This is a genomic window from Aphanothece hegewaldii CCALA 016 (assembly GCF_003007785.1).
In the GTDB taxonomy this organism is placed as follows: Bacteria; Cyanobacteriota; Cyanobacteriia; order Cyanobacteriales; family Microcystaceae; genus Chroococcus; species Chroococcus hegewaldii.
This window is the reverse complement of the sequence record NZ_PXOH01000005.1, coordinates 218,297-241,808: the sequence shown is the minus strand read 5'-3', so window position 1 is coordinate 241,808 and position 23,512 is coordinate 218,297. Positions and strand designations below refer to the sequence as shown.

Below are 23,512 nucleotides of genomic sequence, written 5' to 3'. Positions count from 1 at the left end.
TTTATGATTTCTTGGCGAGTCGGTACAAATTTCCTGGCGCGTAAATATTTTCTAACCGATAATTTAAGTTTTCTAAACTTGATTTAAGTTTTTGGGAGGGTTGAAATACAAGAATAGGCGATGAATTTGCTTTTAATCCATTTTCTAATTTTTCTAGATTAGGTGGATCACTGGTTAAGAAAAATTGGGTGTCTTTGTTGACGAGATAACTTAAAGAAATTATTTCACCTAAATTTGTCCAAGTCTCACCTTGATCGCTAATAACTAGAGGTGATGAAACTGCATTAATTTTTTTAGCTGTTTCGGCGTTATAATAACTGGGAACTTTTGCCCAAGATGTTTCAGCAAAGGTGATTAATGTACCAAATACAATACCATTGGTTAAGAAAAAGATTAAAATTAGTTTTCCGATTTTAGAAGGATTGAGGATTTTTGAAAGATAATAAGCTACTGCTATTTGTATTCCAGGGTAACAAGGAATTAGATATCGGGTGACGACAGTACGAAAACTCCCCGAATATAAGTCAGGGATTAGTAAGATTAAAAATGGAGCAAAACTGAGGGTTAATAAGAAAATAAATATTTTTCGATTTACTTGACGATAAAGAGTATAAAAAGCAAGAAATATTATCGCCATAAAAAATAAGCGATAAAGATAAGTTATTGGATTATTTATACCAACAAAAAAATCTGTAAATAAACAAGTAAAATTTAATAACCATAATTGAACAAAAAAAAGAAAACCTTGTTTAAAATAAACCCAATTAGTTAACATCAATACTTTTTGAAATCTTGTGATTAATACATAAATCCAAGGACTATATAAAATCATTGTGACAAAAATCGATAGACCAAATTGAATTAAATAAGATTTATTTTTTGATAAAATCAACGAATCAATTAAAATAAAACAGAAATGACTAAAAATAGTTAAGCAAAAAAAGGGTTGTGTGTAAAGACCTAAAGTACAAGCTACAGTATAAAAAATCCAGTTTAATAAAGTTGGTTTATTTAGAGTGCGCCATAACATCCAACTACTGAGAATCGTTAATAAAGTTAATAAACTATATTGTCGATTAATCTGAGCAAAAATTATATCAAAAGGAGATAAACTTAAAATAATTGCCGACAAACTAGCAATTAATTTAGATTGAAATAAATTGAATGAAAATAAATAAATTAAGGGAATTGAGAGAAGACTAAAAAAAATGGCTAAAATTCGATTATAAGTTAATGAATTACCGAACAGATATAAAGTATAACGACTTAGGATAAAATAAAAAGGAGGATGTTGAGGATCTTCTTGAATTAAAGATTTTATTGTGTCTAATATTGTACTTTCTGGTTTAAAATCTTGAAACTTTTGTAATTCCTTGATTGAAACAAAGCGATTATTAAAAGCATTTTTATAAATTGCTTCGGCTAAATGTCCACCGGCTCTAATTGATGTATAAACTTCATCATGCCAATAAACTTTATTTTCGATATTTATTATACGAAAAAATATACCAAAAATGATTAATATAATCAATAAAAAATTAAACCAATATAATTGTCTTTGTGTAAAGATTTGATGCTGTTTTCGCCGATCTAAACTATTTTGTGGTATTGCCATTGAAAATAAATTATTTTTTAAATCAAGCATAAGCTTAAACTAATTTAATAATTAGAGCGATTCTGTAAATTATAAAACTTAGTTAATTCTGGCTTAAATAATAATTTCAAAGTTCCGATCGGTCCATTTCTATGTTTTGTAATAATCACTTCGGCAACTCCTCGATCTGCTGTATCTTGATTATAATATTCATCACGATACAACATAATTACTAAATCCGCATCCTGTTCAATGGAATTATGAACGATAATATCATTAGCCAGAAAATTATGTAATTTATCAATAGTCAAATCATAAACTTCTGTTTCACCTTGATAAGTTATTGAAGATATTTTATCCCAATAAATATCACTATGAGCTAGTATTTCTATTTCTGGAGATTGAACAATATTAGCTAATTTTGCAGAACGTTGACGACTTAAATTAGACTTATAAAGTGTTGTACCACAATAAGAATTACCTAATTGTGCTTGCATTTGTCGAGTCGTTAAACCTATTTCTTTCATTGCTGGTACAGCATATTGTCGCCAAATATCTTTATTAGGATTATGATCATGATTTTGCAAAAAATCTTGTATTTCTTTTAAAGATTTATTTTTATAATCACCAACAGTTCCAATTAAATTAGTAAATTTTTCAATATCAGGTTTACCAGTAATAGTTATATGATATTGATCTCGACCTTTTCCGATTTGTGGATGTACCGATAAAACTGCATTAATTTCAAATCGAAGAAGTAATGATTGAATCTGTTGTGCTAACTGATAGCTGCTAGTTGAATAATAAATAATTGGTCTGATAGATTTACCTTTAACAAGAGTAATAGAACCGTCTGTACACCAAAGATGCCGCAGAAAAGTTGTTATTCCTGCTAAAGACTGTTCAAAAATTTGATGAGGCACAAATTTTTCATAAGATCTTAAGCCAAAAATACCTAAATAATTTAACCATTCAGTAATTGGATTTCTCAAATTATGAGTTAAATAATAATTAGCAGGTAAATAAACTTGATACCATTGATGTTCCTGAGAAATTCGAGGTGTAATCAAATTTCCAAAAACATCTTTAGCTAGAGAGGAAACTAAATTAGCTAAATCTAATTCTCTAGTTGTGTATTGAATAGAATGTCTAGGTAAAGTACAACCATCTCCAATTAAATGACCCAAAAGAGCTAATTCTGAATGACTAACTGTTGAAGATGTAGAACTAGGAATGTATCGAGGTAAAGCAATGTAATCATCTTTTTGTAATTCATCTAATCTTTTCCATCCATTAATAGTTAAAAATTTATGATTAGCTGTTGCTTTAATCGAACGTCCAAGACTTGTTTTTAAACAAAAAACAGATTTAATACCTGTTGAAAAAGCATTTGTTACTACACCTTTTTCTAATTTTTTAGTTGTTTCGTTTAATGACCAAACGGCAAAACCTGATTTACCTACTAATTTACGGATGGGTACTTGCTCGTTAGTATCAGCTAAAGTAATAAGAGTGTCACCTGCTAAACATCCTGATTCTCTTAAATCTGACATCATTGGACGCTTATTATTACGAGATTCAACAGCACGACTTAACTGCGATAAGGCAATTACTGGGACATTCATTTCTCTAGCTAAACCTTTAAGACTTCGAGTAATTTTAGAAAGTTCTTGAACTCGGTTATCGCTATTTCCTTCCATTAATTGTAAATAATCAATTAATACTAATCCTAATTGTTCTTTATGTTCTGATTGTAAACGACGGACTTGCGATCGCATTTGCGTCATTGTTATATTAGACGTATCATCAATATAAATCGGTAACTCAGTTAAAGAGCCCATTGCTCTGACTAAAGGATCAAATTCATTTTGTGTCAAACGTCCTGAACGTAAACGGTTACTGTCGATTTCTGCTTCACTTGCTAACAATCTTTGTGCTAATTGTTCTTTGGACATTTCTAGGCTAAAAATCGCTACAGGAAGTTGATCACGAGCGATATTATGAGCTACATTTAGAGCAAAACTGGTCTTACCCATCGAAGGTCTTCCAGCAATAATAATTAGATCCGATCGCTGAAAACCACTGGTAAGAGCATCTAAATCATAAAAATCTGTTTTGATTCCAGGTAATACCGATTCTTCCTGTAATTTTTCGATATCATTAAAGGTTTGAATGAGTGTATCACCAATGGGGATTAATCCTTCTTGGGGACGTTCTTGATTTAAACGAAAAACTTTTTTCTCTGACTCATCAAGAACATTTTCTAACTCTAACGTTGTATCATACCCTAAATCTACTATTTCATTTCCCGCAGTAATTAATTGACGACGGATATATTTATCCATCACCAAAGCTGCATAACGATCAATATTTACCGCAGAAACCGTTCGATCTACCAGTTGCACGATGCGACCAATTCCCCCAATATCTTCTAGGATATGATGATCTTGTAACCATGCTGTCACCGTCATCAAATCAGTGGGGTTTCCTTTGGCATAAAGTGCGATCGCAGCTAAATAAATTTCTTTATGTGCCTTAACATAAAAAGCATCGGGAACAATTAAATCGACGATACGCCCGATCGCTTGAGGATCTAATAGAATACCACCTAAAATCGATTCTTCTGCTTCGATATTTTGCGGGGGTAAATTTTTTTCACTAATCATCAAAATAAAACTCGACTTGTCTATTACCTTCGATCACTTCACCAATAACATAAGCTTCAATAGACTGAGACGTAAACCAATTTAACGCTGTTTTAACAGTATCAGGAGAAACAATCACGACAAAACCGATCCCCATATTAAATGTGTCATACATCACCTCTTGGGTTACTTCTCCTTCTTTGGCTAACCATTGGAAAATCGGTAGTACAGACCAACTATTATAGCGAACTCGGATCGATTGATTAGAGTTTAAACAACGCGGTAGGTTTTCTGGTATTCCACCCCCTGTAATATGCGCCATTCCATGAATATCTAAACCCGACTGCATTGCTTCTAAAATCGGTTTAACATAAATGCGTGTTGGTGTTAACAAAACTTCACCTAAGCTTTTTCCCTCTAATTCATCGGGGCAAAAATCCCAAGAATAGCCTTTTGTTTCAATAATCTTGCGTACGAGACTATATCCGTTACTGTGTACTCCTTTACTTGCTAAACCAATAGCCACATCACCTAACTGTACTTTTGTACCATCCAAAAGCTGACTTTTTTCGGCAATTCCCACACAAAAACCCGCTAAATCATATTCACCCGAACCATAAAAACCAGGCATTTCCGCCGTTTCGCCACCTAATAACGCACAACCACTTAAGCGACAACCTTCTGCAATACCCGCGACGACTTGGGCGAGTTGTTGGGGATATAGTTTACCTGTAGCGAGATAATCTAAAAAGAATAGCGGTTCTGCGCCCGATGTGAGAACATCATTAACACACATGGCGACTAAATCGATCCCAACTGTATCATGTCGATCGAGAGTATGAGCAATTTTTAGTTTAGTTCCGACACCATCAGTTCCCGAAACCAAAACAGGTTGTTTGTATCCAGATGGTATCTCAAAATAGCCACCAAATCCCCCTAAACCGCCTATTACCTCCTTTCTGAAGGTACTTTCGACATTTTTGCGGATTTGCTCAACAAAAGCGCGTCCTGCTTCAATATTCACACCCGCTTCTCGATAATCCATCCTACACCTATTTAACTCTTACTCCATCCTATCTGATTGTTGGGTTTTGGTTTCTAAACCCTTTTTCGCATTTCCTGTATTGACCAGTAATCTGACATTGCAGTACAACGGATAAATAGAGATCATTTAATTACACTAAACTATAGATAATTGCTTTTTGTAAAAATCATGAAATACCAAGACATCATAACCATAGAAGCTGGTAAACGAAGTGGAAAACCTTGTATTAGAGGAATGAGAATTACCGTTTATGATGTTCTCTCCTATTTAGCTTCTGGAATGACGTATGAGGAAATCCTAGAAGACTTTCCCTATTTAACTCAAGAAGACATTCTAGCTTGTCTAGGCTATGCCGCCGATCGTGAACGTCAAACGTTAATCATTCACTAATGAAGTTACTTTTCGATCATAATTTATCACCTCGTTTGGTTGAGCGTTTAGTTGATTTATATCCTAATTCTAATCATCTGTATTTAATGGGGTTAGATCAAGCATCAGATCAGGTCATTTGGGAAACAGCTAAACTACAAGATTACTTGATTGTTACTAAAGATTCTGATTTTAATGAATTACTAATCCTTAAAGGGTTTCCCCCGAAAATTATTTGGATTCGCCTTGGGAATTGCACGACAAAAGCTATAGAATCTTTATTGCGAGATAATTATGAAATAATTTTGACTTTTTTGCAAAATAATGTTATGAGAATAATTGCTTTATCATAATGAGTAAAGATACTTGTCAAAATTAATAAGATATGTTAAGTTAGATAATCAATAGAGTAAGAAAGCTTAATCTCTCTACATCAGGGAGAGCGGGGGAACCAAATCTAGGGGCTTATTTTTACGGCAACAAGTAAGAAAGGACATCTCTCAGTCCTAGCCCGGCAGCTAACCTCGTCAGCATTGAGAGAAGATTGAAGAGGCAATTTTATTAAAAGTTATTCCTCATTCAGTTTTCTTGAGCAACACTGCTCTAAAACTATATTATTTATATTTGCGATCGAGTGAGCGCAAAAAAAATGGACGTTGATAGTATTGACCCCAGTTATCTAAATCATATTTATATCAGTTCAGAGTAGGGATTTCCATAAGAGTTACATCTCCTTGAGATATTCTTGCTCTTTATTTTTTTGACGAATATTCAGTTAATGCAATTGTTCATAGTTGCATTAGCACAGTTTATATATAGCCAGAGAATAAATTCTCTGTCTCAAAGCTTAAGTCGGTTAAAACCGACTTTATGTAAGATTTATAGTCCATTTTAATGGACTTTGGCTATAAGACAGTGAATTTATTTACTGGTGTATATTACTTTGGCTATAAGACAGTGAATTTATTCACTGGTGTATTTTCCATAAACTTTTTTTTTACAAACCACCGAAAATGTTATCAGGAATCTTACAAATTGCACTCACACTACTAATTATTGTAGTAATTGTCCCGTTTTTAGGGCAGTATATGGCTCAAGTATTTCTTCAGAAAAAAACTTTTCTTGATCCGATTTTTCGACCAATAGAATCACTAATTTATCGAGGAATGGGGATTCGGCCAGACCGAAATATGACAGGATGGCAATATGCAAGAAGTGTTTTGTTAAGTAATCTTGCAATGTCAGTCTTGGTTTTTGCTATTATCATGTTTCAGGGAATTTTACCATTAAATCCCACCGAAATGACTGCGCCAAGATGGGATCTAGCATTACATACAACGATTTCATTTATCACGAATACGAACCAACAGCATTACTCTGGTGAAACGACTTTTTCTTACGCAACACAGGTTTTAGCTTTGGGATATCTAATGTTTACTTCAGCAGCTACAGGGTTAGCAGTTGGAATAGCATTTATTCGAGGTATTACTGGAAAACCCATCGGTAACTTTTATGTTGATCTCACTTTATCCATTACTCGAATATTATTACCCATTTCCCTAGTTGGTGGAATATTACTACTGATTCTAGGTATTCCAGAGACATTGGGCGGTGTAGTAAATCTTACCACCTTAGAAGGAACAACCCAAACTATTGCAAGAGGACCGGTCGCACATTTTGAGATCATTAAACAATTAGGAGAAAATGGGGGCGGTTTCTTTGGGATTAACTCAGCCCATCCTTATGAAAATCCCAATGCTTTTACCAATCTACTTGAAACCGTAGCAATGGTTACAATTCCCACATCGTTGATTTATACCTATGGTGTGATTGCAGGAAATAAAAAGCAAGGATGGTTACTATTTTGGATGGTATTCATTATCTTTGCCGCGTTGATTTTAATTACAGCAGTGGGGGAATATAACGGAAATCCGCAAGTTAATCAGATTATTAGCGCAAATCAACCCAATCTAGAAGGAAAAGAAATACGCTTTGGTTGGGCGCAGACAGCACTCTGGGCAGTTACAACGACAGCGACGATGTGCGGTGCAGTAAACGGGATGCACGACTCTCTAATGCCTGCTGGTGGCTTTGCAACCCTGTTTAATATGTTTCTTCAAGTTATTTGGGGTGGGCAAGGAACAGGTACAGCTTATCTATTCGTATACCTAATTTTATCGATCTTTGCTACAGGGTTAATGGTGGGCAGAACTCCCGAAATCTTTGGACGCAAAATCGAGAAACGAGAGATTATCTTTGCTAGTGTGGTTTTATTAACTCATCCGATCGCTATTTTAATACCCAGTGCGATTACTTTAGCATTTCCCGAAACACTCTCAGGTATTAGTAACCCTGGTTTTCATGGACTTTCACAGGTGGTATACGAATATACCTCAGCCGCAGCAAATAACGGTTCTGGGTTTGAAGGTTTGGGGGATAATACTTGGTGGTGGAACTTGAGTACGATTTTTAGTTTACTTATCGGGCGATTTATTCCCATCATTGCTTTATTATTACTCGCCGACGGTATGGCACAAAAACCCCTTGTACCCGAAACATCTGGAACACTTCGCACCGATACCGTTTTATTTACCGCAGTCACCGCAGGAGTTTTATTAGTTCTAGGGGCGTTAACCTTTTTCCCTGTTCTTGCGTTGGGGCCTATTGCAGAAGGATTTCAAATTTACGGAGGAAGTTAACCCATGAAGATTCGTTTATTTCGTCCCCAAGATGCGGCTAAAATCGCCCAGTTATTCCATGATACGGTACACGAAATTAATATCCGTGATTATTCCCTGAGTCAGGTTCAAGCATGGGCCCCCAATAACTTTGATTTCAGAAATTGGGTAGAAGTCTGTTTAAGCAGATATGTCTATGTCGCTGACTATGATGGAATGATTATCGGTTTTGGTGAATTAGAACTAAACGGACATATTGATTGTTTCTACTGCCATAAAAATTATCAGCGTTGTGGAGTCGGGCGCAAGATTTATCAAGCTATTGAGAAAAAAGCCTTAGAACTGGGTTTAAAGAGTTTGTTCACTGAAGCGAGTATTACCGCTAAACCCTTTTTTCAAAGTATGGGTTTTAGTGTACTCGAAGAACAACAAGTCAGTCGTCGCGGTGAAACGTTTATTAACTACCGCATGGAAAAAAAATTACATCAGATAACACCAGTAGAGACGAGCTATAGCGCGTCTGGTCATCCTAATATTAACCAAGAAGATTAACAATGAGTAACAGACTAGCCAAACGGCAACAAAAAAAACGAGCCAGTCAAAACCAACTTTATCAGAATGCACTAAAGCAAGCATTTGTCAAGCTAAATCCTAAAATCATGATTAAAAATCCTGTCATGTTTTTAGTTTGGGTTGGTACGATTATTACAGCACTCTTAACCTTAGATCCCGCTTTATTTGGGACGGTATCTGGGGGAAACCAACGCTTTTTTAACGGTTTAGTTACACTAATTTTATTTTTAACCGTTTTATTTGCTAACTTTGCCGAAGCAGTAGCAGAAGGAAGAGGAAAAGCACAAGCAGACTCATTGAGGGCGACAAAATCAGATACGATCGCAAAACGGGTATTAGATAACGGTACGATTGAAAACATTAATTCTACACAACTCCACAAAGGAGATAAAGTCAAAGTCGTTGCAGGTGAATTAATTCCGGCTGATGGTGAAGTTATATCTGGAGTAGCATCAGTAGATGAGTCTGCTATTACGGGAGAGTCTGCACCTGTACTCAAAGAACCAGGTTCAGATATGGCAAGTTCCGTCACAGGAGGAACTAAAATTATCTCTGATGAATTAATTATCCGAGTTACATCAGATCCGGGGAAAGGATTTATTGATCGCATGATTGCCCTTGTAGAAGGTGCATCACGAAGTAAAACCCCAAACGAGATAGCTTTAACAGTATTACTCGCGGTTTTAACCCAAGTTTTCTTAATTGTTGTTGCTACACTGCCCTTTTATGCGAATTTTATTAAAAGTCCAGTCGGTGTCGTTACTCTAATTTCTCTCTTGGTGGCACTTATCCCGACAACTATCGGCGGTTTATTGAGTGCGATCGGTATTGCAGGTATGGATCGTGTGGCACAATTTAATGTAGTGGCTACATCAGGTCGTGCCGTCGAAGCGTGTGGCGATATCAATACACTTGTATTAGATAAAACAGGAACCATTACCCTCGGAAACCGTCTTGCAGAAGAATTTCTCCCCGTTAATGGACATTCTACCCAAGACGTAGCCAAAGCAGCCTTAGCAGCAAGCGTCTTTGATACCACACCCGAAGGAAAATCTATTGTTAAACTTGCGTCTACTTTGGGTGCAAATATTGACTTTGATCAAACTCAAGCGGAAGGGATCGATTTTTCAGCAAGAACTCGGATGAGTGGAACCGATTTACCCAATGGCGTAGAATACCGTAAAGGTGCAGTCGAAGCAATTAAAGGATTTGTTCGTTCTCGTGGTGGACAAGTTCCCGTAGACTTAGACGAAGCATATGGAAAAGTATCCCGTTTGGGTGGCACACCTTTAGCAGTTGCTTTAAATAACGATATCTACGGTGTCATTTATCTAAAAGATATTATTAAACCAGGTATTCGAGAACGCTTTGAGCAGCTACGGCGTATGGGAGTTAAAAGCGTCATGCTAACGGGAGATAACCGTATTACAGCCTCAGTTATTGCCCAAGAAGCAGGTGTCGATGATTTTATTGCCGAAGCTACGCCCGAAGACAAAATCGCAGTCATCCAACAAGAACAACAACAGGGTAAGCTAGTCGCTATGACTGGAGATGGTACCAATGATGCACCCGCACTCGCACAAGCTAACGTTGGTGTAGCGATGAACTCTGGAACACAAGCGGCCAAAGAAGCGGCAAATATGGTCGATTTGGATTCAGATCCGACGAAATTAATCGATTTAGTCACAATTGGAAAACAATTATTGATTACTCGCGGTGCTTTAACCACTTTCTCTCTAGCGAATGATATTGCGAAATATTTTGCGATTATTCCCGCCATGTTTGCTAGTGTCGGAATTGGAAAACTCAATATTATGGCGTTAACCAGTTCTCAGTCGGCTATTCTATCCGCTTTAATATATAACGCGCTGATTATTCCTGCTTTAATTCCACTTGCTCTTAAAGGGGTTGAATTTCGTCCTTTATCAGCTAATCAATTATTAGTCCGAAATATCTTGCTCTACGGTTTGGGTGGAATTATTGCACCGTTTATCGGCATCAAAATCATTGATTTCATTATTACTGGTATTGGTTGGGCGTAGTTACAGTTAACAGTCATCAGTAAACAGTCATCAGTCATCAGTCATCAGTTAGTTAAGGAAAAATATGAAACAATCTTCGCCAAATTCGGAAAAACTAGAACTGTTGTTAGATCTGCTTCATCATCTTAAAACCCGACATCCTTTATCTTTATTACTCTTTTTTGGTTTAGTTTCTAACCTGATTTTCGCTCCTGCCATCTATGCGGCTACAGGGTCGGATATCCCCCAAAAAACGGCTTATGCTTTGGGTTTATTAGGGCTTGTGACCGTTGCATTATCAATTTACCTCTTTTTTGTCATTTTCCAACCTGAGAAGTTTTAAACCACTATGTTTACCAGAGAAACCGTTACAGGAATTCGTGCTACCTTCGTTTTTTGGCTACTGACAGCACTCATTTATCCTGCTTTTATGCTAATTATCGGTCAAACTATTTTTCCGTATCAAGCGAATGGTAGTTTAATTAAAAATGATCAAGATCAAGTGATTGGTTCTACACTTATTGGTCAGAATTTTACATCCGATCGCTATTTTACCAGTCGTCCTAGTGCGGTAAACTATGCCGAGGGTGATGATTACAAAAAGACGGGTGTTTCGGGTGCAAGTAATTTAGCCCCTAGTAACCCTGATCTTATTAAACGCATTCAAGAAACGACAGCAACCCTTAAACAAAAAGGAATTCAACCAACAGCCGATTTAGTTTATAGTTCTGGATCAGGTTTAGATCCCCATATTAGTATAGAATCTGCTCAAGCCCAAATCGAACGAGTAGCACAAGCGAGAGGAATTTCACCCCAACAAGTCACAGAATTAATTCAGAAAAATACTGATCAAAAATTCTTGAGTCTGTTTGGTGAACCTGGGGTAAATGTTCTAAAACTTAATATTGCTTTAGATCAACTGCCACGTTAGATTAAACTTGATCTGGATCGATGCCCATTGCTCGTAAACGTTCTGCGAGTCTTGCGGCACGTTCTTCGGCTTCTTCGGCGCGTATTTCGGCAATTTCGGCACGTTCTTCGGCTTGTTCTTTCTGCTCGGCAATTTCTGTAAGAGTTACAAAAAGATTACCATTAGGATGATAAATTTTTAGCTCTGGTTCTGCAAGTTCAAAGCGAATATTTAGCCGAGGACTCACCCACTGATCGATCGGATCTATGATTTCAAATAAACTATCTGTCCGTAAATATCCTTTTAATAGATTTCGATCAGGATCATAAACATAGTATTCGTCTACACCAAAACCCTCGTATAAAGATAGTTTTCGTTTCATCTCGGCTTTAGTATTGCCTGGTGAAAGAACTTCAAACACAACTTGTGGAGCTAAGTTATCTTCTAGCCATTGTTTGTAGGAACCGCGATCGCCTTTTGGTCTTCCAAATATAACCATCGCATCTGGAGCAATCCTAGTTTTATTATCGCCTTCAATGGGGTACCAAAGCAAATCACCCGCAACGAACACGTCTGGATCATTAGCGAATAAATATTCTAGATTTTCCTTAATGACAACAATCCAACGAAACTGTTTAGTATTATCCGCCATTGGTTGTCCGTCACTGTCAGGATAAATAATTTCTGGTGTTGAAGATGGCTGTAGTTGAACCATACTTTTATCTTTTAACCAATCAAATGTACTACTAAATTAACATAACTTAAACCAAATCCAGACAAAAATAGGGTTTGGAAACCAAACCCCTAAAACCTATTAATCTAAGAATGTTTAAGCAATGACACCAATATCTGTATTAGTCATCGCTAACCCAGTATTGAGGGTGGCTAATTGAACTTGTGCCCCACCTCCTAAGCCATCTTGGTCAAAATAGAAGAAACCATTCAGGTTATTGTAAATAAAGCGTTGGACTGCATTAGTTGCGCCTGCACCAATCACAAATCGAGCCGCAGGAAGTGTTCCAACCACTAATCCTCCGCCAAAACCTGCCGCAGAAACTTGAATCGTGTCATTAATAACAACATAATCGTTGATCTGATCAATTCCTTCAGCAGGAGAGAAGAAACGGAAGAAATCATTACCAGCACCACCGGTTAATTTATCATTACCCAGACCGCCTACTAAGATATCATTACCAAGACCGCCATATAAGATATCATTACCATTACCACCTAATAAGGTATCTTGTCCGTTATTACCAAATAATGTATCAATACCAGCACCGCCCTGAAGGTTGTTATTCCAAGTATTCCCTGAGATATTATTGTTGAGTGCGTTTCCAGTGCCGTTAATCGATGCTGTTCCAGTTAGGGTCAGTTTTTCTAAATTGGCACCCAGCGTATAGCTTATAGAAGATAATACGGTGTCGATTTCTGTGGCTATGGTTGAGTATTCCCCTACAACATCTAAAGCACTGTCAACAACATAGGTATCGTTTCCAAATCCACCTTCTAGAGAATCATCACCAATTCCACCATCAAGATAATCATCGCCATAATAACCTTTAAGGGTGTCATTGCCATCTTCACCGTAGTAGAATTCGTTGCCAGCAGAGCCGTAAATGTAATCGTTGCCTAGACCACCATAGAAGGTATCATTACCTAATGCAACGGTGTCAACATAATCGTCACCAGCACCGAGATAAATCAGGTCATCGCCATTACCACCAGTAACGGTATCATTGCCATCACCACTACTAACGGTATCATTGCCATCGCCACCATCAATGGTGTTATTTGCGCTATTACCCGTAATAACATTGTTGAGAGTGTTTCCTGTGCCATTAATTGCGGCGGTTCCCAGTAAAGTCAGATTTTCGAGGTTAGCTCCCAGAGTATAGCTTATAGAAGATAGTACGGTGTCGATTTCTGTGGCTATGGTTGAGGTTTCATTTACGACATCTAAGGCACTGTCAACAACATAGGTATCGTTCCCCGTTCCACCTTCTAGGGAATCATCCCCAATTCCACCATCAAGATAATCGTTACCCAAATAACCTTTTAGGGTATCATTACCATCTTCACCGTAGTAGAATTCGTTGCCAGAAGAGCCGTAAATGAAATCGTTGCCCGTACCGCCATAGAAAGTATCATTACCTAATGCAAGGGTGTTAACGTAGTCATCGCCCGCACCGAGATAAATCAGGTCATCGCCATCACCACCAGTAACGGAATCGTTGCCATCACCACCATTGATAAAATCATTCCCTAGTCCACCATCAATATAATCGTTACCCGAATAACCTAAAAGGGTATCATTACCATCTTCACCGTAGTAGAATTCATTACCAGCAGAGCCGTAAATGTAATCGTTGCCAGTACCGCCATAGAAGGTATCATTACCTAATGCAATGGTGTTAACATAATCGTCACCAGCACCGAGATAAATCAGGTCATCGCCATTACCACCAGTAACGGTATCATTGCCATCGCCACCATTAACGGTATCATTGCCATCGCCACCATCAATGTTATCGTTGCCACCATTGCCAGACAGAACGTTATTAGCACTATTGCCAGTAAGGGAGTCATTGCCAGAACCACCGTTAGCATTTTCAATGAGCGATCGCACATCCCCATTGTACTGTAGTGCATTAAACACATGAGCGCGGGCATATTGAGTGATTCCGCCATAACCCGCATTAAGCATAGCACGTTGGAAATTTCCACCAACATTGAGATCAGACCATCCGCCCGGTGTCAGATTAATCGATAGATTGGTGGTATAGTTGGAGAAATCATAGGTATCGATCCCGTTGCCATCCCAGATGGTGCGAAAAACACGATTAGCCCCCGGTGTACCTTGTCCTACACCATTAACGAACATTTCTCCAGTAGTAGTTGAGAAGGTGTAATTGGTATTGGTGGAATTGTAGCCAAACCACGCACCGTACATCTGCTGGATCGCTCTGATGTCGTACATCATCAACGACTGTGCAAATCCCCAGGTTTCGTTAGTGTAATAGGGTAAAGCAGTAAGATTATGACCGACATAGGAGCGATAAGTCATGATGGAAAATTCCATCGAATCACGATCCGAGTTCATGGAAACATTGCGAACACCACCTGTCTCTTGACCGTGTTTTAATCCTACAGCGTGTCCGAATTCATGCCCAAAGGTGTGATAAGCATAGTTGCCAATGACGGGACTATTATAATCGATTTTGTTAAACCATACGTCGCCGCCTACGACAGAGCTACCATTAGGATAATAAGCGTATGCTGTGCCTGGATCGTTTGACATAGCCATACGAATCGTTGCATCTCGATCGCTTGCTCCTGTCAGTTCAGAAGGACTGAGCAGGGAAACATTGTAGAAGTGTTGAGTTAACCATTGTCGGGCGACATTTCTTTGGGTGGTGTTTAAGGTTTGAAAGCTAGGCCCATGAACCCCCGCACTTGGATAACCTGCCTCGTAGTCGTTGTAAAAGTTGTCAGTAAAACTAAAGCTAACTGAGGGTGATGCCCAATGAGTCCCAGCTAACAAACCATCAATATTATTGTCGAAGGTGGCTGTCGTCGTCGCTGTACCTACAGGGACTCCAAAACTTTCTGATCTCAGTGATCCTGACGAGCTTGGGCTGGGCGGATTTTCGTCAAATTTTCCCTGTGCCGTCAAACTGAGTGCTACTTGGTTTCCCTCTACTGTTCCATTGCTTAAGATCGTATTTTCACTTAGTTTGGCAGTCGATGTAGGAATTTCAACGCTAGTGGTTTTTACGAGTAACGCTGATTTAGAATCAGATGAATTTTCCTCAACACTGCTTTTAAGCTCAGTTGTACTCAGTGATACTGGGTCTTCTATGCCATTACTTAACATCGCTAAGGCATCATTTAAAATTATATTGCTGGCTGATTTGCTATCCATGATTATTTTGTGTCCTTTTCACTTATGTATTGTTGAAAGTTAGGTAAATCAAATTAGTTAGGGAAAAAAATTTTATGAATTATTTAAATGTCAAGAATTATCACAATTTTCTTAACATTTATTGAATTTGTTTTCAACACAATTTTTTCCAGCTTAAACTTTAGCCATTACCAATTTTTTTAATTATTTTTTAATAATTAAGCTAAATTGTTGGCTTATTATTTCAACTATGATTATGAAAGCTCATATCATAGGCTTGAAACCTTTAGTTTATCTTATTGAAACCATGATAATAATAGCTATAAAAAAGCGAAAATTATCAAAAATTTTACAAAAATTAAATATAAAAAAATAAAAAATTTTCTATTTATTGGTTTTCTTGAGAATTAGTATTCTTTATTGTATCTAAAATATATGACTGACAACACCTCAAATAAGTTTCCTATCGTTTCGGCTTCTATTCGACGGGGTAAACATCGTGTTTATATCGGAATGGCAGCAGGTGTGGGCAAAACTTATCGTATGTTAGAAGAATCCCACGAACTCAAAGAAGAAGGTATCGATGTCGTTATTGGTTTAATTGAAACTCATGGACGACAAGACACTATAGAAATGATTAGAGATTTAGAAAAAGTTCCCAAAAAAACGATCGCTTACAATGGAACTGTTTTAGAAGATATGGACGTAGAAGGGATTTTAAACCGTCAACCTCAGTTAGTTCTGATTGATGAATTAGCCCATACGAATATCCCAAGTGTAACCAACAAAAAACGTTACGAAGATGTCGAAATGGTGTTAAACGCTGGTATCGATGTTTTTTCGACACTGAATATTCAACATATTGAAAGTCTTAATGATTTGGTTGCAAAAATTACGGGTGTTGTCGTCCGAGAAAGAGTACCCGATCGCATCTTACACCAAGCTGATGAAATCGTTGTTGTTGATGTTACTCCAGAAACTTTGATCGAACGTCTTCAAGAAGGAAAAATTTATGCCCCGACAAAAATCGATCAATCATTGCAAAATTTCTTTCAGTTGCGTCATTTAATTGCATTGAGGGAATTAGCTTTACGAGAAGTCGCAGATAATGTCACTCAAGAAGCCGATACAAGATTGCTAGAGAAACCCGAATATAGTATTAAAGAACAGGTACTCGTCTGTGTTTCTACTTATCCTTATTCAGTGAAATTACTGAGGCGAGGTGCGAGAATTGCTCATTACTTAAGTGCTGGCTTATACGTCTTATATGTCAGTCATCCTGAGCGTTTTTTAAGCAAAGATGAAGCCTTGTATCTGGAAATGTGTGAAGATCTCTGTCAGCAATTAGGAGGGCAATTTATTCGTCATGAAGATACGGATGTCACACAAGCGATCGCCAAAATTGCTCATCAATACCGTATTACTCAAGTGGTTTTAGGACATACCCACAAAAGTAGATGGCAACTTTTGTTAAAGGGTTCTCCTGTACATCGACTAATGAGTTATCTTAAAGCAGTTGACCTACATATTGTTGTCACTGAAAAATAAACAGATTCAATTAGTAACGATATCAAATGCGACAAACACCACCACCCCCCATCGATATTACCGCGATAATCCCTGAATATGCTCCTTTGGCACGACAAACGGTGAGACTTCATCCACGAGCGGGAATCTGTGCAGTCGATGAAAGTAAACTCGGTGGTATGTTTCTCATGCCAAAAGATGAACCTTGGCCTTATGATGAAGAAAGCGGTTTCCCCTTTGTGCCAGTATTGCAGCTTCGCGCTGAAGATGTCCCTGAGATCGGTTTTCCCGAAGGAAAAGATATATTTCAGTTATTATGGTGTTTTAGTGGAGTGTTAATCTGTAAAGTTTTTTGGCGAAATCGTCGTGAAATTACCGATTTTTTCGCAGAAATGCCAGAAGATGTATTGATCGAAATCGAAGAAAATCCCTATTTTTATCCAACACCCTGTATTTTAGATCCTGAGCGAGTCATCGAATATCCTCATATATTTGATATTACTGATTTTTATCCTGATTTAGATGAGGCACTCGAAACATCCAAAAAATTCAGACTAGCGATCGCATCTATCCCTAACTTAGAATATGATGATCCATCAGACGTTTACCAAGATTTATTAAGTACAGCAGATGGTACAAAAGTGGGAGGATATCCCAACTGGGTACAAGATCCAGAAGCACCCGAAGATATGGAATATTTGCTAACTATTGCTAGTTGTGAATGTGATGCAGCAACTTGGCTAAGATGGTTACCAATTGAAGATCGTATTGGTTGGGATAACTCTGTTACCCAAGCGGCAAATTTAATGTTAGGGGATATGGGAAGTGTGAATATTTTTATTAACCGTCAGCGCGAAGATTATCCAGTCGTCGGAATTTATCAGTGTAGTTAACCAATTGTACTAATCAACTCTTTAGAGCGCCAATTTATCCAAAACATAAGTTACAAACATTAAAATTAAATTTCATGCTTGGATTAATTACCTATGATACTTGATTCTTAATAAAAATTATGTTTTTATTTTGAGTATTGTATCAGTTGTTATTTTAAGTATATGAAAAAACACTATATAGTTTATAGTTCACAACTATCAATGGAACCTAATTCAGCCCATGAAATCCATGATGTATTGTGTGCTAATTCAGTAGCTAATCTAAATTATTCTACTGCGATCATCTATCCTGATACTAAACGCAAATCAGTTAACCCGCTTGAATGGCTATACCCATTTTCTTTACAGACACCTAGTCAAAAGTTTATTGAGTTTTATAATACGGATGAGTTATTAAAAACAGCACCTTTACCCATTCCTTTTTTTTTAGAAAAATTTCAAACTAAAATACTCAATCCTAGTCATGCTATTTATAAATATTATTTACCTTATCATGTTTTTCCCGTAACAGAAATTATTCACACTCGTGACTGGAACTGTGTAAAAGCGGCGATTAAAGCGCAAATCCCTGTTATTTATGAGTGCCATTATTTTCAAGATAAGCCTTTTGAGCCTGAAATTGTTAATAGTCCTTTTTTTAAACTAGCGATTACACAAGCCGAGTTAATAAGAGAAAGTGTTATTCAAACAGGAATGCCCCCAGAAAAATCGGTTTGGCTTCATAATGGATTTAGTCAATCTTTTTTGAATCGACATTTAGAAGATGCTCAAAAATGGCGTAATGAACTTTTAAAAAATGGTCGACAATCTTTAGTCGTATATTCGGGTGCATTATATCCCTTTAAGGGTGTTAATCTATTAATAGATGTGGCTAAAATTTTATCCGATATTCAGTTTGTTGTAACAGGTGGAACCGAAGAACAAGTTAACTCATATCGTAAAATTGCTCAAGATAAACAAGTAAAAAATATTAATTTTTTAGGTTGGATTTTGCCGTTTTCTAGAGTTAATAGCCTCTTGCAAGCTGCTGATGTTTTGGCTCATCCCCATTGTTCGGGTAAATCAGCTAATTTTACAAATCCACTAAAGTTTTTTCAATATATGGCATCAGGTACACCTATTGCTATCACAGAAATTCCTCCTTTAATGGAATTTAGAAATACGCCGATTATTTCTGGTTGGTGTGAACCTGATAACCCTCATTCATTTGCAGATTGTCTTCAATGGGTAATTAAAAATTATCCTCGAAAAGCAGAAGGTTACAAAGAAAATATCGAGTTTTCTTCTCAATATACTTATGAAGGGAGAGCGGCGAAAATTTTGAGTTATATTAATCTTTAAAATCATGCTATTAAAGACAAAATTCAGTTAATAAGAGGGTTTGAGACCAAACCCCTACAATTAATTTGTAAAGCCATGTAAAGACGCGCCATGAAGCGTCTCTACGATATAACTTCCTCGCTTTGTAATTTGATGTCGATTTCTTCTAAAATCGGTGTCAGACTTGTATTTATCCAACCTGAGCGAAGTAATTCCGCATAAGTATCCGCTTCGACATCCAGCATCGTTCTTTTGTATTGTTCTTCGATTAGCGATCGCAATTGTGGATATTCTTTTTGCATAGATTGAATTTTTTCTTCAAGACTTTCTAATTCTTCTTCAACTAACTTGCTTTGATAGCGACGAAATTCAGGATCGAGATCGGGAAACTGTTCTACAGAATTATCCATTGATTTTTTGACGCGTTTTAAAGCAATTCGATGGGCTAACATTTGAGTGTATTCTTGACGTAACGGTTGATCGCCAACTAAATTTAGGGTTGTCATTAGCCATTGCATACTCAAACCTTGTACCAACAAAGTAAAGAGAACGAAACCAAAAACGATATCTATTAGTACATCTCGTCCTAGCAAGGTTTCAGGAATGCTTAAAACTAGAGCAATAGGAATAGCACCTCTTAACCCACCCCACCAAAGGGCGGTTTGTTCAGGTATAGTTAGTTTACTTTTACTGAAGGCGTTACTAATGATCGCTAAACCAAAGACGCTAATAAAACGCCCAATGGTAGCTGCACCGATCGCAATACCAATTATACCTAAATGACTAGCAAGACTATCGTAACGAATCTGAGTACCGATCAGTAAAAATATAATCGAATTGAGAAAAAATGCAATAAATTCCCAAAATTCAGTGACCACAAGACGGGTGCGCGGACTCATGCCAACTTGTGAACCAAAATTACCAAGAATCATACCCACCGCAACAACGGAAATTACACCCGAACCGCCGAGATGTTCAGCCACAAGATATGATCCATAAGCAGCAACTAAAGTTAAAGATTGTTCAACTAAAGGTAGATCAAAACGTTGTGTCAGATAGGATACACCAAAACCGACTACAAGACCGATCGCTAAACCAACACTGACAAAAGTTAAAAAACGAGCAACAGTACCACTGAGAGTAAATGCTTGTGTTCTTAAACAGATATCAAGTAGCAGAACAAAAGCAACAATTGCGACCCCATCATTTAATAAACTTTCTCCCTCTGTGACTGCTTTTAAGCGTGCATTTGCCCCTAAATCTTTAAATAAAGCAACCACAGCAACGGGATCAGTCGCCGAAAGACCTGTACCAATTAAAAGCGCGACTGGCAAAGAAAAAGCCGTCAATTGATTTAAGGCAACACCCACCAAGAGTGTACTAACAACTACACCAACAGTGGCATAAAGCCCAATGGGTAGCGAATATTCTTTAAATTCTCGCCATGAAAAGTTCCAAGCGGCTTCAAATAATAAAGGGGGTAAGAAGATTTCTAAGATTAACTGCGGTGAAAGAGAAACTAAACGAACATTAATAAACGCGAAACCCAGTCCAACAATGACGAGGAGCAGGGTATAGGGAAATCTGCGAAACCAAGGAAAAAGCTTAGATCTAGAGATTGCAGCAACACTTAAAGACACTGATAAAACAATCAAGAATTGCTCTAGATTATTCTCGATCGCTTCACCAGCCGTAGCCTCTAAACTCATTTTTTATACCTTTAGATAGATACATATAAATCGTGCCTTAAATTGTGGCATACTCCCGAAGTAGATGCTATAAATTTCAAAAATGTTTCATATTTAACATCATAAATGTATAACTTCTGTATAAATGATTATGGTTTAGACACTTAAGCTTTTTGTACGATAAATTAGTAAAAAATCCGAGCAAATCACTCAATACCTTGTATTGTGCATAACAATTTATCTCTCAACATTAGTAAAAATGCGAGCATAAATAGCGTTCAACTTTTAAAAATATTAAACTTGACTACCTTGGAAAACCGAAAATGTTTGATGATCTTTTACCCCCGCTCAATGAACACAATTTACCCTATCCCGACACGATACATCCGATCGTTGTTCATTTTGTGATTGCGATGGTCTTATTTGCTTTTTTGTGCGATATAATTGGCTATTTTAGCCAAAATACTCGTTTATACGAGGTTAGCTGGTGGAATATGCTGTTTGCGACTATTTCTATCTTTATAGCGATTATTTTCGGGCAAACTGAAGCAGGTTTAGCACAACCCTACGACGCAGTTAAACCTATTTTGAACTTACATACTCTAATCGGTTGGTCACTTTCAGCCATTTTAGCTACGATTACAGGATGGCGGTTTATTTTGCGTTCTCGTGATCCACAAAAAGTACCTGTTAGTTATTTGGCAGTGAGTTTAGTTCTAGTGGGTATTGTGTGTTTTCAAGTTTATCTAGGTGATGAACTCGTCTGGGTTTATGGACTTCACACCGTGAAAGTCGTTGAAGCGATCAAAGAAGGTACACTATAAATGAATACAGAATTGATTGATCAATTAACCCCATCTGTTGGAGCCAATGGTTTACCCTACCATATCCCAATCCATCCTAATCTCGTTCATCTGACGCTTGGTTTATTTATTATTGGAATTGCGTTTGATATTGCAGGGGCATTGTTCCCATTTCAAAGACCGATTTTCAAGTTTTTGGCTTTAACCGCGACTCGTTCTAACTTTTTTGATGTCGGTTGGTACAATGTACTAGCCTCCGCAATTATCACCTTTTTTACGGTTGCTAGTGGCTTTTATGAAATGTTGTTAGCCACGCCATCGCCTGATGTAGTGAGTGCTTGGGGACTTCACGCGCTAGATACAATGGTCTGGCATGGTGTCGGAGGTGTCTTATTACTCACCCTCATTGTCGGGATGGCGATTTGGCGAGGCTTTCAGCGTTACGCATGGCGAAAAGAGCGCGGGCGACAAGTTCAGTGGAGTTATCTTATAGCGGGTCTATTAATTCTATTTTTGATGTTTCTTCAGGGAACTTTAGGCGCACATCTAGGAGGCGAATTTGGTGTACACGTGACGGCTGATTATTTGTTACGTTCTGGAGAAGATCCTAATTCAATACTTAAGTAACCAATGATGAAATCTAAAGATATAGTATTCTTGATTTTTTTCGCTATTTTTCTCGCCCTAATTAGTTGGGGAATGGCGATCGCTTCTTACTCTTGGCTTCCTCCCGAAGCATCAGCCGAGTCTAAACTCATTGATAATCTGTTTGCTCTTTTTGTTTTCTTGGGTAGTTTTATTTTCTGTGGGATCACGGGAACCATTCTTTACTTACTTTTTACCCGAAGCGTGAGCCGTTTCGATACCAGTGATGGGCCGCATATTGAAGGCAATATCCCCCTAGAAATAGTCTGGACAGCGATCCCAGTAGTTTTAGTCTTGTTCCTTGCCTCGTATAGTTACAAAACTTATGAGCAGATGGCAATACGTGGCCCGATGGATCTGGTTCATTTAGATATGCCGGGGATGGAAAGTGCGTATGCTGCTCCCGTAGAAGATCAACCTACTGAAGAAATAGAAGTAGAGGCTAAACAATGGGCCTGGACATTTTATTATCCTCAAGCAAAGGTCACGAGTTCCGAACTACACGTCCCCAAAGATCAACGAGTTCGTTTAAAAATGCAAACGAATGATGTGATTCATGGTTTTTATGTCCCTGCTTTTCGCCTCAAGCAAGACATTATTCCTAATAAAATCATCGACTTTGAATTTACGCCAACAAAAGAAGGCTCCTATCTCATTCAAGACTCACATTTTAGTGGAACCTATTTCGCCATTATGCGGAGTCAAGTGGTGGTCGAACCCTCTCAAACCTATGAAAAATGGTTATCTGATATGGCGACTCATCCCCTAGTAAGAGCACCAAACCAAGCTTATAAAGAATATGCGATCCGTTCTAAACCGGGTATCAAAACAGGTTGGCCAACCGTTGCCCCTGCTGATCCCCCAATGGTTAATAGTCTCGAATAATTAAAAGGAATC

General features: G+C 37.6%; 19 protein-coding genes and 1 riboswitch. Of the genes, 13 read left to right on the top strand and 6 right to left on the bottom strand.

The genetic code is table 11. The features are described 5' to 3' along the window. Position 1 precedes the first annotated feature (1 nt). The 3 genes from C7H19_RS07115 to purM are packed head-to-tail and all read right to left on the bottom strand — an operon-like array spanning position 2 to position 5,284. The gene (locus C7H19_RS07115) at positions 2-1,645 is read right to left on the bottom strand and encodes a glycosyltransferase family 39 protein (RefSeq protein ID WP_106456197.1); all 1,644 of its coding nucleotides are present in this window, start codon (positions 1,643-1,645) and stop codon (positions 2-4) included. Between the two features lie 14 nt (positions 1,646-1,659). Next, positions 1,660-4,260: a replicative DNA helicase gene (locus tag C7H19_RS07110; RefSeq protein WP_106456196.1), complete on the bottom strand. Its 2,601-nt coding sequence runs from the start codon at positions 4,258-4,260 to the stop codon at positions 1,660-1,662. Beyond that, positions 4,253-5,284, bottom strand: a complete 1,032-nt coding sequence (purM, locus tag C7H19_RS07105; protein ID WP_106456195.1) for a phosphoribosylformylglycinamidine cyclo-ligase — start codon at positions 5,282-5,284, stop codon at positions 4,253-4,255. Before purM ends, C7H19_RS07110 begins: the two co-directional genes overlap by 8 nt. A 168-nt stretch (positions 5,285-5,452) precedes the next feature. Between purM and C7H19_RS07100 the strand changes: the two genes are divergently transcribed. From C7H19_RS07100 to kdpC, 7 genes are all read left to right on the top strand, one after another. After that, a complete protein-coding gene (locus C7H19_RS07100) occupies positions 5,453-5,674 on the top strand; it encodes a DUF433 domain-containing protein (RefSeq protein WP_106456194.1) in 222 nt (73 codons plus the stop codon). After that, positions 5,674-6,006 carry a DUF5615 family PIN-like protein gene (locus C7H19_RS07095; RefSeq protein ID WP_106456193.1) on the top strand — a complete coding sequence of 111 codons (333 nt, stop codon included), beginning with the start codon at positions 5,674-5,676 and terminating at the stop codon, positions 6,004-6,006. Before C7H19_RS07100 ends, C7H19_RS07095 begins: the two co-directional genes overlap by 1 nt. A gap of 53 nt (positions 6,007-6,059) precedes the next feature. Then, a riboswitch (cyclic di-AMP (ydaO/yuaA leader) is annotated at positions 6,060-6,200 on the top strand. A gap of 466 nt (positions 6,201-6,666) precedes the next feature. After that, entirely contained in the window at positions 6,667-8,352 is a 1,686-nt protein-coding gene (kdpA, locus tag C7H19_RS07090; RefSeq protein ID WP_106456192.1) for a potassium-transporting ATPase subunit KdpA, read from the top strand. Positions 8,353-8,355: 3 nt separating this feature from the next. Then, positions 8,356-8,883, top strand: coding sequence for a GNAT family N-acetyltransferase (locus tag C7H19_RS07085; RefSeq protein WP_106456191.1), 528 nt, complete (start codon positions 8,356-8,358; stop codon positions 8,881-8,883). A 2-nt stretch (positions 8,884-8,885) separates the two neighbouring features. Continuing rightward, positions 8,886-10,946: a potassium-transporting ATPase subunit KdpB gene (gene kdpB / locus C7H19_RS07080; protein WP_106456190.1), complete on the top strand. Its 2,061-nt coding sequence runs from the start codon at positions 8,886-8,888 to the stop codon at positions 10,944-10,946. Positions 10,947-11,010: 64 nt separating this feature from the next. Then, a complete protein-coding gene (gene kdpF / locus C7H19_RS07075) occupies positions 11,011-11,268 on the top strand; it encodes a K(+)-transporting ATPase subunit F (RefSeq protein WP_106456189.1) in 258 nt (85 codons plus the stop codon). A 6-nt stretch (positions 11,269-11,274) separates the two neighbouring features. Continuing rightward, complete coding sequence (kdpC, locus tag C7H19_RS07070) at positions 11,275-11,856, top strand: K(+)-transporting ATPase subunit C (protein ID WP_106456188.1); 582 nt, start codon at positions 11,275-11,277, stop codon at positions 11,854-11,856. A gap of 1 nt (position 11,857) precedes the next feature. Here the strand turns inward: kdpC and C7H19_RS07065 are convergent, their stop codons facing one another. Then, a complete protein-coding gene (locus tag C7H19_RS07065; RefSeq protein ID WP_106456187.1) occupies positions 11,858-12,550 on the bottom strand; it encodes a Uma2 family endonuclease in 693 nt (230 codons plus the stop codon). Between the two features lie 114 nt (positions 12,551-12,664). Beyond that, the gene (locus C7H19_RS25290; RefSeq protein ID WP_146136496.1) at positions 12,665-15,760 is read right to left on the bottom strand and encodes a M10 family metallopeptidase; all 3,096 of its coding nucleotides are present in this window, start codon (positions 15,758-15,760) and stop codon (positions 12,665-12,667) included. Positions 15,761-16,219: 459 nt separating this feature from the next. Here C7H19_RS25290 and C7H19_RS07045 point away from each other — a divergent pair, with 459 nt between their 5' ends. From C7H19_RS07045 to C7H19_RS07035, 3 genes are all read left to right on the top strand, one after another. Beyond that, positions 16,220-17,287, top strand: coding sequence for a universal stress protein (locus C7H19_RS07045; protein WP_219907608.1), 1,068 nt, complete (start codon positions 16,220-16,222; stop codon positions 17,285-17,287). 26 nt (positions 17,288-17,313) lie between these two features. Next, positions 17,314-18,159, top strand: coding sequence for a DUF1963 domain-containing protein (locus tag C7H19_RS07040; RefSeq protein ID WP_106456185.1), 846 nt, complete (start codon positions 17,314-17,316; stop codon positions 18,157-18,159). Between the two features lie 201 nt (positions 18,160-18,360). Next, positions 18,361-19,500, top strand: a complete 1,140-nt coding sequence (locus C7H19_RS07035) for a glycosyltransferase family 4 protein (protein WP_245927351.1) — start codon at positions 18,361-18,363, stop codon at positions 19,498-19,500. 101 nt (positions 19,501-19,601) lie between these two features. Here C7H19_RS07035 and C7H19_RS07030 read toward each other — a convergent pair whose 3' ends face one another. After that, positions 19,602-21,188 carry a cation:proton antiporter gene (locus tag C7H19_RS07030; RefSeq protein ID WP_106456183.1) on the bottom strand — a complete coding sequence of 529 codons (1,587 nt, stop codon included), beginning with the start codon at positions 21,186-21,188 and terminating at the stop codon, positions 19,602-19,604. A 302-nt stretch (positions 21,189-21,490) separates the two neighbouring features. Between C7H19_RS07030 and C7H19_RS07025 the strand changes: the two genes are divergently transcribed. From C7H19_RS07025 to C7H19_RS07015, 3 genes are read left to right on the top strand one after another with little or no spacing between them, the layout of a single operon-like run. Then, positions 21,491-21,991 (top strand): DUF2231 domain-containing protein, encoded by a 501-nt coding sequence (locus tag C7H19_RS07025; protein ID WP_106456182.1) that lies wholly within the window; start codon positions 21,491-21,493, stop codon positions 21,989-21,991. Then, the gene (locus C7H19_RS07020) at positions 21,992-22,597 is read left to right on the top strand and encodes a DUF2231 domain-containing protein (RefSeq protein ID WP_106456181.1); all 606 of its coding nucleotides are present in this window, start codon (positions 21,992-21,994) and stop codon (positions 22,595-22,597) included. Between the two features lie 3 nt (positions 22,598-22,600). Then, the gene (locus C7H19_RS07015; protein ID WP_342752267.1) at positions 22,601-23,500 is read left to right on the top strand and encodes a cytochrome c oxidase subunit II; all 900 of its coding nucleotides are present in this window, start codon (positions 22,601-22,603) and stop codon (positions 23,498-23,500) included. The last annotated feature ends 12 nt before the right edge of the window (positions 23,501-23,512 follow it).

Coding starts and splice junctions, on each gene's coding strand:
- C7H19_RS07020 (WP_106456181.1), top strand. CDS start 21,992: ATGAATACAGAATTGATTGATCAATTAACCCCATCTGTTGGAGCCAAT.
- kdpB (WP_106456190.1), top strand. CDS start 8,886: ATGAGTAACAGACTAGCCAAACGGCAACAAAAAAAACGAGCCAGTCAA.
- C7H19_RS07015 (WP_342752267.1), top strand. CDS start 22,601: ATGATGAAATCTAAAGATATAGTATTCTTGATTTTTTTCGCTATTTTT.
- C7H19_RS07085 (WP_106456191.1), top strand. CDS start 8,356: ATGAAGATTCGTTTATTTCGTCCCCAAGATGCGGCTAAAATCGCCCAG.
- kdpA (WP_106456192.1), top strand. CDS start 6,667: ATGTTATCAGGAATCTTACAAATTGCACTCACACTACTAATTATTGTA.
- C7H19_RS07030 (WP_106456183.1), bottom strand. CDS start 21,188: ATGAGTTTAGAGGCTACGGCTGGTGAAGCGATCGAGAATAATCTAGAG.
- C7H19_RS07095 (WP_106456193.1), top strand. CDS start 5,674: ATGAAGTTACTTTTCGATCATAATTTATCACCTCGTTTGGTTGAGCGT.
- kdpF (WP_106456189.1), top strand. CDS start 11,011: ATGAAACAATCTTCGCCAAATTCGGAAAAACTAGAACTGTTGTTAGAT.
- C7H19_RS07115 (WP_106456197.1), bottom strand. CDS start 1,645: ATGCTTGATTTAAAAAATAATTTATTTTCAATGGCAATACCACAAAAT.
- kdpC (WP_106456188.1), top strand. CDS start 11,275: ATGTTTACCAGAGAAACCGTTACAGGAATTCGTGCTACCTTCGTTTTT.
- C7H19_RS07025 (WP_106456182.1), top strand. CDS start 21,491: ATGTTTGATGATCTTTTACCCCCGCTCAATGAACACAATTTACCCTAT.
- C7H19_RS07040 (WP_106456185.1), top strand. CDS start 17,314: ATGCGACAAACACCACCACCCCCCATCGATATTACCGCGATAATCCCT.
- C7H19_RS07100 (WP_106456194.1), top strand. CDS start 5,453: ATGAAATACCAAGACATCATAACCATAGAAGCTGGTAAACGAAGTGGA.
- C7H19_RS25290 (WP_146136496.1), bottom strand. CDS start 15,760: ATGGATAGCAAATCAGCCAGCAATATAATTTTAAATGATGCCTTAGCG.
- C7H19_RS07110 (WP_106456196.1), bottom strand. CDS start 4,260: ATGATTAGTGAAAAAAATTTACCCCCGCAAAATATCGAAGCAGAAGAA.
- C7H19_RS07035 (WP_245927351.1), top strand. CDS start 18,361: ATGGAACCTAATTCAGCCCATGAAATCCATGATGTATTGTGTGCTAAT.
- purM (WP_106456195.1), bottom strand. CDS start 5,284: ATGGATTATCGAGAAGCGGGTGTGAATATTGAAGCAGGACGCGCTTTT.
- C7H19_RS07065 (WP_106456187.1), bottom strand. CDS start 12,550: ATGGTTCAACTACAGCCATCTTCAACACCAGAAATTATTTATCCTGAC.